The organism is Pseudomonas sp. LBUM1671, from assembly GCF_059695685.1.
In genome coordinates this window covers 3,051,781-3,067,980 of sequence record NZ_CP166782.1, presented here as the reverse complement: position 1 = coordinate 3,067,980, position 16,200 = coordinate 3,051,781, and the positions used below count along the sequence as shown (strand labels likewise).

The 16,200-nt window shown below is 60.9% G+C and carries 10 protein-coding genes; 1 reads left to right on the top strand and 9 read right to left on the bottom strand.

The features are described from left to right. The first annotated feature begins 7 nt into the window (after positions 1 to 7). Positions 8 to 232: a YgdI/YgdR family lipoprotein gene (locus tag ACA060_RS14115; RefSeq protein WP_109631133.1), complete on the top strand. Its 225-nt coding sequence runs from the start codon at positions 8 to 10 to the stop codon at positions 230 to 232. A gap of 61 nt (positions 233 to 293) precedes the next feature. On the opposite strand, the gene ACA060_RS14110 is transcribed toward ACA060_RS14115, so the two are convergent. The 9 genes from ACA060_RS14110 to ACA060_RS14070 form a co-directional block, all read right to left on the bottom strand. Continuing rightward, positions 294 to 656, bottom strand: a complete 363-nt coding sequence (locus ACA060_RS14110) for a hypothetical protein (RefSeq protein WP_109631130.1) — start codon at positions 654 to 656, stop codon at positions 294 to 296. A gap of 209 nt (positions 657 to 865) precedes the next feature. Next, entirely contained in the window at positions 866 to 2,719 is a 1,854-nt protein-coding gene (locus tag ACA060_RS14105; protein WP_497318022.1) for a polyurethane esterase, read from the bottom strand. Positions 2,720 to 2,816: 97 nt separating this feature from the next. Next, positions 2,817 to 4,505 (bottom strand): polyurethane esterase, encoded by a 1,689-nt coding sequence (locus ACA060_RS14100; protein WP_497318020.1) that lies wholly within the window; start codon positions 4,503 to 4,505, stop codon positions 2,817 to 2,819. Between the two features lie 24 nt (positions 4,506 to 4,529). Further along, positions 4,530 to 7,577: an autotransporter domain-containing protein gene (locus ACA060_RS14095; protein WP_497318018.1), complete on the bottom strand. Its 3,048-nt coding sequence runs from the start codon at positions 7,575 to 7,577 to the stop codon at positions 4,530 to 4,532. Positions 7,578 to 7,811: 234 nt separating this feature from the next. Next, positions 7,812 to 10,769, bottom strand: coding sequence for an autotransporter serine peptidase EprS (eprS, locus tag ACA060_RS14090; RefSeq protein WP_497318016.1), 2,958 nt, complete (start codon positions 10,767 to 10,769; stop codon positions 7,812 to 7,814). A 221-nt stretch (positions 10,770 to 10,990) separates the two neighbouring features. Then, positions 10,991 to 12,358 (bottom strand): TolC family outer membrane protein, encoded by a 1,368-nt coding sequence (locus ACA060_RS14085; RefSeq protein ID WP_497318014.1) that lies wholly within the window; start codon positions 12,356 to 12,358, stop codon positions 10,991 to 10,993. 2 nt (positions 12,359 to 12,360) lie between these two features. Continuing rightward, positions 12,361 to 13,710 (bottom strand): HlyD family type I secretion periplasmic adaptor subunit, encoded by a 1,350-nt coding sequence (locus tag ACA060_RS14080; protein ID WP_497318012.1) that lies wholly within the window; start codon positions 13,708 to 13,710, stop codon positions 12,361 to 12,363. Continuing rightward, a complete protein-coding gene (locus ACA060_RS14075) occupies positions 13,707 to 15,482 on the bottom strand; it encodes a type I secretion system permease/ATPase (protein ID WP_497318010.1) in 1,776 nt (591 codons plus the stop codon). Before ACA060_RS14075 ends, ACA060_RS14080 begins: the two co-directional genes overlap by 4 nt. Positions 15,483 to 15,692: 210 nt before the next feature. Continuing rightward, positions 15,693 to 16,115 (bottom strand): AprI/Inh family metalloprotease inhibitor, encoded by a 423-nt coding sequence (locus ACA060_RS14070; RefSeq protein WP_497318008.1) that lies wholly within the window; start codon positions 16,113 to 16,115, stop codon positions 15,693 to 15,695. Between the last annotated feature and the right edge of the window lie 85 nt (positions 16,116 to 16,200).

The window sequence follows — 16,200 nt, the reverse complement described above, 5'->3', positions numbered from 1 at the left end:
GGTGGGTATGAATATCAAGACTCTGGGTTTGCCTTTGGCAGCTGCGGCCTTCCTGGCCCTGGCCGGTTGCTCCACGCCAACGGTCGTGACGTTGCAGAACGGCACCCAGTATTTGACCAAGGACATGCCGAAAACCAAGACCAAGGACGGCTTCTATGAGTTCGAGGATATTTCTGGCGCGAAAGTGAAGGTCAATGCCAACGACGTGGCCACGGTTCGCGAGGAAGACTGAGGACCGAGTCATCGTTCATCGCGGGCAAGCCCGCGATGTGTCCCTCACAGACGCCAAAAGCCTAAGGCATCCACGGCGTGCTGTTATCGCACGAAATGAACTTCCCCCCTCGCCTTCTCAGCTCTTCATTAATCTTCTGGCAGCGGTCATATTCCTGCTGCATCGCGTGATCGATGCTGATATTTCCGGTGATCTCCGGATGCTTTTGCTCCGAGCGAAAGGTCACAAAAGGCTGCTCCGGCTGGAGCTGGAAGCGGCTTTTCTCTTCAAGGGGTTCGACGGTTTCCGGCGATGCCGGCGTCGGCAGTTGATCTGGCGTCATGCCATAGCGGCTCAAAATCGAGCTGTGAGGCAACTCCGCGGTGGCGCTTGCCGATAACAGGGCCAGTGCCAATCCGATGAGGTGCTTCTTGCTGTTACTCACGTTCCTTAATCTCCTGATCCAGTACTCAATCCTGTTGTTGCAAGGTATTGGAGTCCGCAGGTGACTGTTGGGTCACGAATTCAGGCAGGTTTACCGCGTTATCGTTCTTCGCGGGCAAGCCCGCTCCCACAGGGATCCTGCAAACTCTGGAGATCCAATGTGGGAGTGAGCCTGCTCGCGATGAGGCCCTTACTGGCGCCACATCAACATCAGGCGATTACAATTCCTGAGCCAGCCAAACTCTCCAGCCCAACCCCCACCAACGTTACCGAATCACCACCAAACGTCAGCACCGTATCCTGCCCCACCGCCGTGGCATGAGCCCGATAGTCATCATTCGGCGCTACCCCCTGAACCCCGAGGAACACCAGCTTGTCGTTTGCCTGATACCCCAGCACCCGGTCCTGGCCGAACGCACCGCTGAACAGGAACGTATCGATCCCGCCTCCCGATTCCATCAGGTCATTCCCCGTCCCGCCGACAAACACATCGTTGCCCTGGCCGCCAATCAAATGATCGTTGCCGTCCAGACCAAACAGCCAGTCGCCCGTTGCATGCGCCTTGAGCGTATCGGCCCCCGCGCCGCCCTTCACCGATGACGCGTACGCGGTCAGGTTGTTGCCGACCGCCAGACCATTGGCCGTCACGCTGTGCGTCACGTCATCCTTGAACAGCCCCCACAGGAACCCCGGTTCCTTGGTGACAATGCTGCCGATGTCCCGGGTAATGCTGATGCCGCCACTGGCATCACGGACGTAGAGGTTGCCCGTGCCGTCATTGGCAAAATCGAAACTTTTCACCGACTGCTGCAAGTCCAGCACGTTGCTGCCCTTGCCCCCCAGCAGGATGTTGTAGCCGCCACCGTCGCGGAAGCTGTCGTTGCCGTCCCTACCCTCCAGGTAGTCGTTGCCCTTGCCGCCCTGAATCAGGTCGTTGCCGTCGCTGCCGATGATGAACGTGCTGCCCTTGTGAGTTTCAGCGTTGCGATTCAAGTCCTGAACCCAGGTGTTGGCGCGCGCCGGGTCCGAGAGATTGGCGACGATGATCGTCGAGTCCTTGCTGGTGAGGTCGTAGAACTTCGATTCGATCACCCGGTTCATGCCGTCGCCATAGGCGGTCGGCAAGTGCGAAATCCAGGTCGGGATGTTGAGGATGGAGAACGGCAGCACATTCCACGCTGTCGAGGCGTAGTGGTCGTTGAAACTGACGATGTTATCGGTCGCCGAAGCCTTGGCGGCATCGTGCACGCCCACCGACGACAGGTTGAAGGATGATCCGTCGAGGGCACGAAACACCGGGTCGTTTTCATAGCCGACGTTGAGCACTTTGTCGGTGCTGCTCTGGGTCGGGGACGCGTAGGCGATGTAGTTGGAATCCTTGTAGAACCCGGACCACTTGTCCGTGCTCAAGTCAGCCAGACTGTTGACCGCCAGCCCGCCGAGGCTGTGGCCGCTGACCAGCACGTTTTTGCCCGACAGGCCATTGGCCTGGGCAAAGGCCATGACGTCGCCGAGCAGATTGCCAAAAGCTTCGCCCACGTAGTTTTTCGCATAATCCTTGGGGCCGAGCGCCGCCAGCAGATCGTTGATCACGTCGCCGATGGAGTCGCTGATCAAGGTTTCTCGCGGGCCGCTGGTGCCGCGAAAGGCGATACCGATTTCGGTCAGATGGCCCTGAGCATCGTACTTGCCGAGGATCTCGACCTGCGCGCTGGTGTACCCGGCCTTCTCGCCGAAGAACGTTCCGCGAGCGTCGACCTTGCCGTCATAGCCCAGTTGCGAGGCGGTGATGGGTGTCCAGCCGGCTTTTTGCACGGCTTCCAGTGCGGCTTTTTCCGAATCGGGGTTCCATGGAATGCCCGGGATTACGCCCTGGGAATCGGTGCCGCCCAGAAGCGCGGTGACCAGGGTCGCCGGCAAGCCAAGGCCGAAGCCGTTGTGCTGGTAACCGGTGGCAAAGCCGTTGTCGAGGTTGTGATAGGAATACAGCGTGATCGCCATCGCGTCGGTGAATAACGCTTTGGAATCGGCTGTACCGAAGTTTTTGTAGTCATACACACCCATGGGTATTGCCTCTCTCTTTGTTGGAATTGTCAGAGATAGCTCACAACCAGGACGCCTCGCTCCCGAGGCGCCCCGGAGCATTTAGTGCATGCAGCTTTTACGCAAACGTAATGCCTGAAGCCGACAGACTGTCCAGCCCCACGCCCACCAGAGTCACGGCAAAATCGCCCACTTTCAGCAGCGTGTCATGGCCCGACTGCGAGGCGTGTTGCTTGTAGTCGTAACCCTGCCCCGCGCCCTGTACGCCGAGGAACACCAGTTTGTCGTTGCCCTGGTAGCCATTGATCGCGTCAAAACCGAAGGCGCCGCTGAACAGGAAGGTGTTGTTGCCACCCGAAGCCTGCATCACGTCGTTGCCCGCGCCACCGACAAAGGTCACCTGGCTTTTGTCGCTGCGCAGCAAATCGTCGCCGGCGTTACCGAACAACCAGTCGCCGTCGACGCTGGCCGCCAGTGTATTGCCGTAGGCGTCACCGTTGAGCGAGTGGTTGTAGTGGGTCAATTCGCTGCCATTGAGCAAGCCATTGGCGGTGACGCTGTAAGTCACCTCCTTGCTGCCCCACCATGAACCCGGCTCCTTGCTCACCAGCGCGCCGATGTCGCGGGTCATGCTGAGGCCGCCGTAGGCATCACGCACGTACAGCGTGCCGTCGCCATCGTTGGCAACACTGAAGTTCTGCAACGGCTTCTGCAACTCGAAGGTGTTGCTACCCTTGCCGCCCAGCAGAATGTTGTAGCCACCGTCATCGCGAAACCGGTCGTTACCGTCGCGACCCTCGATGAAGTCATTACCGGCGCCGCCCTTGAGCAAATCGTTGCTGTCGGTACCGATGATGAAGGTGCTGCCAGTGTGCGGCTCGCCGCTGCGGCCGAGGTCCTCGACCCAGATGTTGCCCCGGGACGATTCCGCCAGGTTGGACACGATGAGCGTCGAGTCCTTGTCGGTGAGGTCGTAGAAGCGCGAGTCGATCACCCGGTTCAAACCGTCGGCGTAACCCAATGAGCCGTGGGCCGACCAGTTCAGCGGATTGAGGATGCTGAACGGCACCAGGTTCTGCGCCGTGGACGCGTACTGGTCATTGAAGTTGACGATGTTGTTAGTCGCCGAGTCCTGATGTCCATCGTGCTTGCCCAGGGAACCGCTGCTGAACGTGGTGCCGTCGAGCACCCGGAAGACCGGGTCGTTTTCGTAGCCGATATTCAGCACGTTTTTGCCCGTGGCGCTCTGGGTCGGCGAAGCGAACGCGATGTAGTTGGCGTCCTTGAAGAACCCGCCCCAGTTGTTGCCGCTCAGTTCGGCGAGGCTGTTGACGCCCAACCCGCCCAAACTGTGGCCGCTGACCATGACGTCTTTGGCGCTCAGGCCATGGGCTATCGAAAACGCGGCAACGTCCTTGAGCAAGTTGTCGAAGGCGTTTTTCGCGTAGTTCGTCGCGTAATCCACCGGGCCGACGGCGGCCAGCAGGTTGTTTTTCATGTCACCGAAGGTGTCGCTGTACCCCAGGCCGCCGGTACCACGGAAGGCAATGCCGATACCGATCAGCTTGCCCGCCGCGTCGTACTTGCCGAGCACTTCGGCTTCGGCGCTGGTGAAGCCGTCCTTCTCGCCATAGAAGGTGCCCTGAGCACCGACCTGGCCTTGATAACCCAGCTGCGTAGCGCCAATCGGCGCCCATCCGATAGCCGGCAGCGGCTGACCGGTGGGCGTGTACGCGTACAGCGTCAGCGCGATGGCGTCGCTGTACAACGCCTTGCCATCTGCATTTTTGTAATCAAACAGTCCCATGTTGTTTGCTTCCTTTGCGTGAATTCAGAACTGCCAATCGAGTGTCAGACCTACACCGTGGTCTTTCTCGTTGGAGCCCAGCAGTCCGTTGTAATCCAGGCTCACACGCACATCCTGCGCCACCGCCAGACCGGCCCGCGCACCAATGACGGCGGCGTTACGATCCAATGACACGCTCTGCACGCTGAACCCGGTGTTGCCGTTGGCGAAGGCCAGGTGGTCTTCGGAACGGGTGTTGCTCAGGTTGTGCTGCCAGCCCAGGGTGCCGGACAGTTCCAGTTGCTGTTTGTCCGACAGCGCAATCGCTTTGCTCGCCCGCACACCGAGGGTCGAGAGCACGGCGTCTCGGTTGTCTTCGCCCCCCTTGAGCGCGGCGGCATCACCTTTCTCGGTGAAGCTGTCGCGGTTGAGGTGCACGTAAGCCAGGTTGGCGAACGGTTCCAGTGCCAGCGGTTGCAGGTCCAGGCGATACGCGGCTTCGGTGAACAGTTGCGCGGTGGTCGCATCGCGCTTGGATTTCTGTTTGCCGCTGACGTCGCCGAACTGCAGGTCACGTTTCACGTCGATGCGATGCCAGCTGTAGGCGCCGCCGACGCTCAAACGCAGTGCGTCGATTTCATGGCCCAGGTAAGCGCCCAAGTGGTAGCTGTCGACAGAGGCAGATGAATGCGTGCCATCGCCCATGCTCAACGAACTGTCGCTATAACCGGTGACGAAACCCAGCCGCGTATCTTCAGTGATCAGACCGTCGACACCGGCCAGCAAGCCGCCGATGGAGCTGTTCGAGCTGGCGTTGTCATGCCCGCCATCGCTCTTGCCCCAGGCGCCGAGGACTTTGACCCAGGCGTTGCTGCGGTCATCGGTCGGTGCCGCGGCATCGAACAGATCACGCTCACGCAGGCGTTCGCCGACGGCGTCGCGCAGGTAACGGCTGTCGTTGATCAGCAACGTGCCGATCGCCGGGTGAATCTCACCGGAGAGTTGCTGGAAGGCTTGTTGTGCGACGGCGGCGGTCGGCGACAGCAGCAGGGTTTCATAGAGCGCGTTGCCCGCGCCCAATTGCTCGGCGGCAGCCGCAACCGCACGTTGGTTCGGGGTTTGGCCGACGCTGGCGAAGGACGCGGCGTTGCGCTCTACCGCCAACTGAATGCCAGTGGCCGAGTAGTCGAGCGCACCACCAATGAACAGGTAGTTCGGCAGGACCGCGCCAAACCGCCCTTCGATGCCGCCGGCTGCTTGCAGAATGTTGTATTGATTGCCGAGCAGGGATTGCACTTCGCTGGTGGTCAGCAAGGTCGGGCTGTTTTCCAGGGACAGGCTGACGGTCGCGCCGTCGATCACGGCTTTACCGCCCGCGACGATCTGGTCGCTGCTGGTCGGCGACAACTCCACGGCGTAAGTCGAACCGGGCTCGAAAGTCACGTCGCCCGCCACCTGCAAGGTGCCGATGGAATTGCCCGGCGCCACGGTGCCGCCGCTTTTCGCGGTCAATGCGCCGATGCGGCCGTTACCGCCGAGGATCCCGCTGTCATTGACGGTGACCGACGAGAGCAGCGAGCCGTTGATGGCCAATCGGCCCTGATTGACCAGGGTCGGGCCGGCATAAGTGTTGGCGCCGGTCAGCACCAGCGTGCCGATGCCCTGCTTGGTCAGGCCGCCATGGCCGGAAATGTCGTTGCGCCAGACGTCCCGCCCACACTGCACGTCATTGCACACGCGCTCGGTCGGTTTGCCCGCATCGATGATCGCGCCGATGCCCGGCAAGTCCGCGACAAACTGGCTGGAACCGTAGGCGCCCTGGATGCGGAACTCTTCGGGAATGTCTTGCTCGGTGACAAACATCCCTGGCCCATCGATGCCTTTGCGCAGGTTGATCATGCCCCAGCCGTACAGCGCGTCGACACCCGGTGCGCCCATGTCGGTGGCCGTGGTGCGCAGCACGCTGGCGACTTGGGCGCCGGTCATGTACGGGAAGCGCTCCATCAGCACCGCCACCGCGCCTGCGACGTGCGGCGCCGCCATGGAGGTGCCATTTTTGTTGGCGTAGCCGATGGTCATGTTATCGGCATTGGTGCCACCGATGACGGCGCTGAAGATCTTGCTGCCCGGTGCCGACACGCAGAAACTCGCGGTGTAGCCGCAGCGCGAGGAGAAGGTGCTGATGTTGTAGAGGTCCGGACTGTTCAGGTCCGGGTTTTTCTGCAAGGCCGCGACGGTCATCCAGTTCGGCGCGATTTCCGGGACGAAATAGCCCAGGCCGGCGATGGCGTCCGGGTTATTGAGGTTGTAGTCGTTGCCGGCGGCGAAGATCGTCACGATGCCGCTGCGAGCGGCTGCAATCGCACCATCGTAGGCACCGCCCTGGCGTGTGCCGAGGATGGGTTGGATCTGATTGAACTGCAGCTGCGCGTCCTGCACGGTGAAGTGCGGATACGCAGGGTCACGACCGCCCAGATCGAAGCGATCGGTGATGCCGATGCCCCAACTGTTGTTGATGATGCGTGCGCCGCTGGCGATCAACGCATCCCAACCGGCCTTGTACACCGCGCCGTCGTTGCCGAGGATGATCCCGTCTTCGGGGCCCGGATCGCCGTTGTCGGCACTGATGATCTGCGCGTTGTACGCCACGCCGTGCATCGGGTTGCCGTCACGGCTGCCCGCGGCGATCCCGCCGACGTGAGTGCCGTGGGAGCCGAGCTTGCCGTCGTAACCGACCGAGGGTGAACCGTCATACACAAACGCATCGCCGGCTTTGACCGGGATATACGGGTCGGTGTATTCGCGGATACCACTGGTGACCAGGGTGACCACTTTGTTGGCACCGGAAAATTCCGGATGCTGGGCGTAAACGGGTTGATCGAAGATCCCCAGCTTCACGCCTTTGCCGCTGTAACCGGCGGCGTAGGCATCTTGGGCGTTGATGGCACCCAGACCCCAGTCAGCGTTGAACTCAGCGCTGCGCCAGCTGTTGGGATCGCCTGCCTGGCCGCTTTCCACGTAGGGCGCCGCTTGTGCGGTGCCTACTGAGGCCAGTGCGCAAAGCAAGGCAAGGTTGTTGTACTTCTTATTCATCCAGCTACCGTCCTTAGTTGTGTTGCGAAATCCTGTGCCTTGAAAAGCACACTTTTATGTGGTGAAGCACGCCCCCTGTAGCAGCTGCCGAGCAGCGCGAGGCGGCGTTCGGCGACGAAGTCGTCGTGAAATCAGGCACCGCGGTTTATCAGGTAAACCGCATGCGCAGGTTTTGCGACGGCTTCGCCGCCGAACGCCGCCTCGCGCTGCTCGGCAGCTGCTACAGGGTTCGCGTCAGAACTGCCAATTGAGGCTCAGCCCTACGCCATGACTTTTCTCGCGGCTGGCCAGTTGGCCGGTGTAATCGAGGTTCACGCGAACATCCCGGCTTAGGGCCAGGCTGGCATGGGCGCCTATCAGCGCCGCGTCACGCACCATGGGCGAACCTTCCACCGAGAACGCCGTGCTGCCGCTGGCAAATGCCAGATTTTCTTCAGCATCGGTATTGCTCAGGTTGTGCTGCCAGCCGAGGCTGCCGCTCAGGTCTAGTTGCTGCTGGCTGGACAGGTTCACGGTTTTCAACGCGCGCACGCCCAAGGTGCTGAGCACCGCATCCCGCGTGTTGCCACTGCTTTTCAGTGCGGCGCCATCGCCTTTCTCGGTGAAGCCTTCGGTGTCGAGGTGCACGTAAGCCAGATTGGCAAAGGGTTCGAGCGCCAGCGGTTGCAGGTTCAGGCGATACGCCGCCTCACCGAACACTTGAGTGGTGCCGGCATCGACTTTAGCTTTCTGTTTGGCGCTGACGTCGCCGTATTGCAGGTCACGTTTGACGTCGGCGCGATGCCAGCTATAGGCACCACCAGCACTCAGGCGCCAGGCGCCCAACTCGCGGCCGGCATAGGCACCCAAGTGATAGCTGTCGACCTTGGCCGATGAATGCGTGCCCGAGCCCATGCTCACGGAACTGTCGCTGTAGCCCGTGACCAGACCGATGCGGGTTTGCTCGTCGATCGCGCCATCGACACCGGCGAGCAAGCCGCCAATCGAGGTGGTGTAACCGGCGGTGTCATGGCGGTCGTCGGTCTTGCCCCAAGCCCCCAACGCTTTGATCCAGCCATTGCTTTGAGAACCTTTAGCGTCAATCAGTCGCTCACCGACCGCATCACGCAAGTAACGGCTGTCGTTGATCAGCACCGAGCCCAACGCCGGGTAAATTTCCCCCGACAACTGCTGGAACGCCTGCTGTGCGGACGTTGCGGTGGGCGACAGCAGCAGACTTTCGTAAACCGGATTCCCCGCGCCAAGACCTTCCACAGCGGAGGCAACGGCGCGCTGATTCGGCGTCTGGCCGACGCTGGCGAACGTCGTATCGTTGCGCCCCACACTCAGTTGAATACCGGTGGCGGCGTAGTCGAGGCTGCCGCCAATGAACAGATAGTTGGGCAGCACCGCACCGAACTGACCTTGAATGCCGCCGGCCGCTTGCAGGATGTTGTATTGATGACCGAGCAGGCTTTGCACTTGGTGGGTGCTGAGCAAGGTCGGGCTGTTTTCCAGCGACAGGCTGACTGTCGCGCCGCTGACGGTGGCCGTGCCGCCCGCGATGATGCGGTCGCTGTCGGTCGGCGACAGCTCCACCGCGTAGGTCGAACCGGGGGCAAACGTCACGTCGCCAGCGACCTGCAAGGTGCCGATGGAATTGCCCGGCGCGATGGTAGCGCCTCGGTTGGCGGTCAGGGCGCCGATTCGTCCCGACCCGCCCAGCGTGCCGCTGTCATTGACGGTCACACGGGATGCCAGCGAACCGTTGACCGACAGCAAACCGCCATTGACCGTGGTTGCCCCGCGATAGCTATTGTCACCGGTCAGCATCAAGCGACCGGCGCCGGACTTGATCAGGCTGCCTTCGTAGACCCGGTTGGCGGCGGCTGAATCGCGAGCCATGCCGACGGCGTAATCCGTCTTGTCCTGCTGGCTGGCACCGGCCGGCACACCGTTCTGCCAACCTTTGTTGCTCAAGGTTTGTTGCCAGGCGCTGCGTTCGGCCACGTCTTCGCTCTGCCGCTGGATCAGCGCGTTGTCCGAGATATCGTTGCTCCAGACATCGCTCTGCCCTGCCCCCAGATTGGCGTCGAAGCGCCCAAGCAATTGCCCCGGCCCGCGCATCGCCCGTTCAAGGTTGGCCACGCCCCAGCCGACGCGGGTATTCGGCGCCTGGGTGACAGAACCGTCGAGTTGGGTGGCGGTGGTCAGCAGGGTTTCCAGCGCCTGCTGGTTGGTCATGTACGGATAGCGTTCCATCACCAACGCCAAAGCTCCGGTGGCGTGTGGCGCGGACATGGACGTGCCGGACTTGATCGCATAACCGGCGTCGGGAATGGTGCTGTCGATCTTCGCGCCGGGGGTGGTGATGCACCAATACTTGGCGATGCCGCACTGGTTGTACTTTTGCTGATTGCTTTGATCCAGCCCCGACACTGCCAGCCAATGGCCTTCCAGGTCAGGTTCAAAATACGGCAAGGCCGAACGCACGCTGGCATTCGGGTAACCGCTGTTGCCGGCGCTGAACACGTTGATCACGCCGCGTCGGGAAACGTCAGCCGCTTCGTCTAGCCAGGTGCCTTTGTTCCAGTGCTGGGCGTAAGCGGCGTGCAGATCGCCGAGGGTGCGATAGCTGACGTCCGGTGGCTGGCTGCCCCAACTGTTATTGATCGCCCGTACGCCGGCGTCGGCCAAGGCGTTATAGACCGCTTTGAAGTAGCGCGGATCCGGGTTGGGACCGAACAGAAAACTATCGTTCTTGTTGGTGTTGCCGACGTAGACCTGCGCGTTGTAGGCCACGCCGTGCATGCCGGTGCCATCGCGGGAGGCGCCGATGGTGCCCGCGACGTGGGTGCCGTGGGAGTCGTTGTTGGCGTTGAGGGTGCCGTCGACATTGAACAGTGAACCGTCGACGTAACTGCCGCTGGTCAGCACCGCGTGGTAACGGTCGGTGGCGAATTCGGGGTGGGACGCATCGAAGCCTGAATCGAGCTCGCCGATTTTTACGCCTTTACCGGTAATGCCGGCGGCGTACGCCTGATCGGCCTGCATGCGGGCCAGCCCCCAATCGCGCTGGAATTCTGTGGTACGCCAACTGGCGGCATCACCCAGGGTGCCGGTTTCCTGATAAAGCGCCTGGGCCGAGCCGGGCGCTACTGAAATCCAGAGCAACAACGTGCCGACCGACATCGGCTTGATCTGTACGTCCATGTTTACTTCTCGCTTTTTTGGCGTTTTTAGAATTCTGTTTGCCCATTAAGGGCCGCAACGCATCTGTAGCAGTTGGCGAAACATGTGGTGAGGGGATTTATCCCCGTTCGGCTGCGCAGCAGTCGTCAATCCTGAAATGCGTGTAGCTAACGAACTGCTGGGGCCGCTTCGCAGCCCAACGGGGATAAATCCCCTCACCACAGGGGTGTTTCTTCAGGAAATCATTGGGTCTTTGGGCCCTGGCCGAACGCCTCGTCCACCTTGGCCAGATCCTGCTCATTCAAGGTCCCGGCGTAGTAATGCAACTTGGTCCAGGCCATCAGGTAGTCGTACCTTGCCTGTGCCAAATCCCGGCGGGTGGTAAATAGTTGTTGTTCGGCATTTAACGCATCCAGGTTCACCCGCTCACCGCCCAGGATGCTTTGCCTGGTCGAGACCACCAGTGCTTCCGCCGACTTCAGGGCTTTCTGATAAGCCCGAAGTTTGTTCACCCCGGACAGGCAGGCACTGAATTGCCGCCTCAGTTCGATCAGGGTTTGCCGGGTCTTGCCGTCCAGTTCGTACTCGGCCTGTTCCATGGTGCGGCTGGCCTGTCGGGTCGACGCCGACACCCCGCCACCGGCATACAACGGCACGCTGACTTCGATGCCGATGGTGTTGGTGTCGTAACGCTGGTTGTAGGTGTTGCCGCTTTCCGACTCGTTCTGACGCACGGAAGCGTACGCACTGACTTTCGGGAAGTGCCCGGCGCGGTTGCGTTCGACTTCATAACGCGCAACGTCCACCGCCTGGCGCTGGGAGGCCAGGTTCGGGTTGTTGGCCACGGCCATCTCGTGCCAGGTGTCGAAGTTGGCCGGCTGCAGGCTGAAGGTCTGGAAGTTCTGGTCCAGCGGCGCCAGGTCCGTGATGTCGACGGCCGGCACGCCAATCAGCGCGCCCAGTTCGCGCAAGGACGCGTCCTGCTCGTTGCGCGCCTCGATTTCCTCGGCGGTCGCCAGCTCGTAGCGGGACTCGGCTTCAAGAATATCGGTGCGCGTGCCCTCGCCCTGACGGAACATCTGCTCGTTCTGCTGGAACTGCTGTTCGAAGGCTTTCTTCTTGGCCAGCGCGATGTCGATCTGATCCTGGGCGAACAGCGCATTGGTGTAGTTTTCCAGCACACGAACCAGCAATTCCTGGCTCTTGCCGCGGAAGGCTTCGTCGGCAAACAACGACTGCGCCACGCCTTTGCGATACGCCGCGTAGGCTTCGTAATCGAGCAATGGCTGTTGCAGGGTCAGGTTAGAGCCGTAGCTGCTGTAGTTGCGGTCCTCGGTGAAGTCCGGCCGACCTTCATTGATTTGCGTGACCTTGGAGGTGTTGCGGCCCTTGTTGTAGGTGTAACCGATCCTGGGCAACAGCCCGGCGCGGCCAATGATGCGGTTTTCAAGACCGGCATCGCGTTCCTTCATGGCGCCAAGGAACACCGGGTCATTGCGCAACGCTTGCTCGTAGATCTCGAACGGCCCCATGGCGGCCATCACACTGTTGCACGTCAGCAACGCCAGGGTGGCTGTGAGCATTGAAAGCTTATTCATACAGCCGAACATCCTTATTCCTCGGTCAACGCGGAGCCTGCCCGGTCGAGCAGCGGTTTGAACAAATAGTTGAGGAGTGAACGTTCACCTGTGCGCACGAACATTTCCGCCGGCATGCCGGGCTTGATCACCAGCCCGTTGAGTTTTTCCATGGCCTGGTCGCTGACGCTGCTGCGCAGCACGTAATACGGCGCGCCGGTTTTCTCGTCGACCATCTGGTCGGCGGAGATCAGGCTGACTTCGCCGGGTACACGCGGTGTACGGCTCTGGTTGAATGCGGTGAACAGAATGTCCACCGGCAAGTGGGTGCCGACCTTGTCGATCAGGTTGATCGGCAGGTGCCCTTCCACTTCCAGGCGAGTGCCTTGCGGCACGATCTCCAGCAAGGTGTCGCCTTGGCGGACCACCGCGCCTTCGGTGTGAACCCCAAGGTTGACCGCAATGCCGTCGGCGGTAGCGATGATTTCGCTGTGTTGCAGATCGAAGCCGGCGGAGGTCAATTGCTCTTCCAGGGTCACGCTTTTGAGCTGCGCGTCGGCCAGTTGTGTGCGGACTTCTTTCTGGTATTCCTCGATGTGCTGTTGCAACTTCAGGCGCGACTCGAGAATGCCCTGCTCGACCCGGCCGCTTTCACCACTGTTTTCCGCCAATTGCTGCTGCACCTGCGACAGTTGCCGCTGGTACTCCATCAAGCGGTTGCGCGGGATGTAGCCGTTGTCCGCCAAGGGCTGCAGATTACTCAGTTGTTGTTGCAAGGAGCTGGCCTGGGCCGTCAGGTCCGTCCGTGCGCGGCGCATGCCGGCCAGTTGCGCACTCGCGCCTTCGATGCTGGCGCGCAAGCCCGCCTGCTCGCGGGAAAACGCTTCGCGGCGGCTGCTGAACAATTGCCGCTGGCCTTCGAGGACCAAGGCCAGGCGCGGATCAGGATCGTTGCTCAACTGGGCGGGGAAATTTACCTGTTTGAGGTTGTCCCGCTCGCTCTGCCAACGGGCCAGGCTGGCCCAGGCCATGCGGTATTGCGCCTGCAGCGATTGCACGTCGGCGGCGACCTGAGTCTGGTCGAGCTGAAACAGCGGCTGGCCCTGCTTAACCACTTGGCCCTCGCGCACCAGAATCCGACTGACCACGCCGTTACTCATCGATTGCACGGCCTTGCGCTTGCCGGAGACCACGACCGTGCCTTGCACCGGAATGCCTTGGTCGAGTGGCGCGAGGCTTGCCCAGGTGAAGAAACTGCCAGCGCCGACGATCGCCAGAATCCAGCCCATGCGGGCGAAGAAACGCGCATCGCGCTCCGGGCGTTCAGCGATGTAATCGTGTTCCATCGTCGCTTCGTTTTCAGTGTTCATGCGAGCGCTGGTCATACACCCGAATTCCTTGTCGTGGGCTGATACTGGCGACTCATGCTGAGACCGCCCGCTGCTTGCGCTGTTTTTTCGCGTTGCTGTTCCTGGGCGCCGGAGAGTGCCTTGAGCACTTCCTGGCTGGGCCCAAAGGCCTGCAAACGACCTTCGTTGAGCACCAGCAATTTGTCGGCCTGGGCCAAGGCCGAGGAACGATGGGTCACCAGAATCACGCTGGTGCCCTGGGCTTTCATCTGCGCGATGGCGCCGGCCAGTGCCGCTTCGCCCACGGTGTCGAGGTTGGAATTGGGTTCATCCAGCACTACCAGGCTTGGCTTGCCGTACAGCGCGCGGGCCAATGCCACCCGTTGCTTCTGGCCGCCGGACAAACCGCTGCCGTCCTCGCCGAGCACCGTGTCGTAGCCCTGCGGCATGCGCAGGATCAACTCATGGACGCCGGCCTGTTGCGCCGCCTCGACGACTTGTTGTGGGTCGGCCTCGCGAAACCGGGCGATGTTTTCGGCGATGCTGCCACTGAACAATTCGATGTCCTGGGGCAAGTAACCGATGTAGGGACCGAGGTCGTCGCGGTTCCAGCGATGGATGTCCGCGCCATCAAGCCGCACAGTGCCGCCGAGGGTTGGCCAGACGCCGACCAGCACCCGGGCCAGGGTCGATTTACCGGAGCCGGAGGCGCCAAGCACACCCAACACTTCGCCGGCACCCAGACTGAAATTGACCATGTGCAGGGTCGCGGCACGTTGCCCCGGAGGGCCGGCGCTGACTTGTTCAAAGGTGATCTGCCCCTTCGGCGCCGGCAGCGCCATGGCTTCATCACTCGGTGGAAAGGCTTGCAGCAGCGAATCAAGACGACGATAAGCGAGCTTGGCGCCGCTCCATTGTTTCCAGACTGCGATCAGTTGATCGATGGGGCTCAGGACGCGGCCCATCAGAATCGAGCCGGCGATCATCATCCCGGCCGTCATGTCGCCTTTGATCACCAGCAAAGCGCCCAAGCCCAGAACCAGGGATTGCAGGCACAGACGCAATGTCTTGCTCAGGGAACTGATGATGGCGCCGGTGTCGCTGGCCTGATTCTGCAGGCCGAGAAAACGCGAATGCACCTGGAACCAGCGCTTGCGCAGCACACCGAGCATGCCCATCGCCTGAATGGTTTCGGCGTTGTGCAGGTGACTGGTGGCCAGTTGGCTGGACTTCTGCGAAAAGCCGGCGGCTTCGCCCAAGGGTTTTTTGGTCATCGCCTCGTTAAGGCAAGCGAGGCCGATCAGCACCACCGCGCCCACGGTGGCGAACACACCGAGCCAGACATTGAACAGATAGATCACGAACAGGTAGACCGGAAACCACGGCGCATCGAAGAACGCGAACAGCGCCGGGCCGGTGACGAATTGGCGAATGTGGGTCAGATCGCCAAGGGACTGCCCGGCGTTGCCCTCGCCCTTGAGCAGGTTGCGCTCGAACGCGGCCTGATAGACGCGCAGGTTGAAACGGCGCTCAAGCTGGCTGCCGATGCGGATGACGATGAAACTGCGCACGATCTCAAGCAAACCGATGAAGGCGAAAAATCCGACCACCATCAGCGACAGCATGGCCAGGGTGGTTTCGTTTTGCGAAGACAGCACGCGGTCGTAGACCTGCAGCATGTAAATCGACGGGACCAGCATCAACACGTTAATTAACGCGGTGAAACAACCGACGCTGATAAGGATGCTTTTATAGTCGCCCAGTGCCTTGAATAACGGTGCGGTGGCTGGGGCCTTCGCCATCTTCATTGATTTTTCCTGAGATGATATTCCTCGCCCTGTTTTGGCGAGGTTTCAATTAACTGTCCGCACACGTGTCGAGACATTCTTTGCCAGTCAGCGCTTACAAATGAACAACAACTTTTTATGCTTTACATAAAAGCCTGGTTATTGATCTGTCGCTTTTAACGGCAACTACGGGCTTTATATCCAACACTTGCGTCGGTCGGCACTTTGCGCTTATGGCGCAACGCGCTGGAGCGTAATGATCAGACCCGACTTCAAGATGCGTTGATAAAGCCCTTCATGCTGTCGGCTGAAAAACACGATTCTTGAGCCTTCTTTGCCGGTGATTGCGATGCCGTCCGGTTCCGGGAACCAGCCAACCGCAGTGTCATGCAGCCACGCGCCGAGGCAATCAGCCCCCTCGCCCAGGGTCTGGTTCGCTACAAGCTCAATGACGCAAACGTTCGACGGTTTATCCTGCAAAGCCTGAGACTCCGGCGAGTCCGACTTGGCTATCAGGGTGGCCTGCCATTTCCCGGCGAGTTCCGAGGGGTCTGCTAATTTCAGGCTGCTTGCCATGGCTACATCTCCAAGAAACATCATCAGCGTCGCCAACAGCCACGCGGTCGTTCTGTAGGTAAAGGCGTTAAGGGTCATAGGACTTTCAACTCCGGCGTGTAGCCTTACGCACAGTGCACATCGATGCAAGGACAGAGCGCGGCGCATCAAGCGTCGCGCTCCT

Bases quoted from the DNA above. Each gene is read 5' to 3' on its own strand.
- ACA060_RS14115 (WP_109631133.1), top strand. From the start codon at position 8: ATGAATATCAAGACTCTGGGTTTGCCTTTGGCAGCTGCGGCCTTCCTG.
- ACA060_RS14095 (WP_497318018.1), bottom strand. From the start codon at position 7,577: ATGAATAAGAAGTACAACAACCTTGCCTTGCTTTGCGCACTGGCCTCA.
- ACA060_RS14075 (WP_497318010.1), bottom strand. From the start codon at position 15,482: ATGAAGATGGCGAAGGCCCCAGCCACCGCACCGTTATTCAAGGCACTG.
- ACA060_RS14070 (WP_497318008.1), bottom strand. From the start codon at position 16,115: ATGACCCTTAACGCCTTTACCTACAGAACGACCGCGTGGCTGTTGGCG.
- ACA060_RS14100 (WP_497318020.1), bottom strand. From the start codon at position 4,505: ATGGGACTGTTTGATTACAAAAATGCAGATGGCAAGGCGTTGTACAGC.
- ACA060_RS14085 (WP_497318014.1), bottom strand. From the start codon at position 12,358: ATGTTCGGCTGTATGAATAAGCTTTCAATGCTCACAGCCACCCTGGCG.
- ACA060_RS14080 (WP_497318012.1), bottom strand. From the start codon at position 13,710: ATGACCAGCGCTCGCATGAACACTGAAAACGAAGCGACGATGGAACAC.
- ACA060_RS14105 (WP_497318022.1), bottom strand. From the start codon at position 2,719: ATGGGTGTGTATGACTACAAAAACTTCGGTACAGCCGATTCCAAAGCG.
- eprS (WP_497318016.1), bottom strand. From the start codon at position 10,769: ATGGACGTACAGATCAAGCCGATGTCGGTCGGCACGTTGTTGCTCTGG.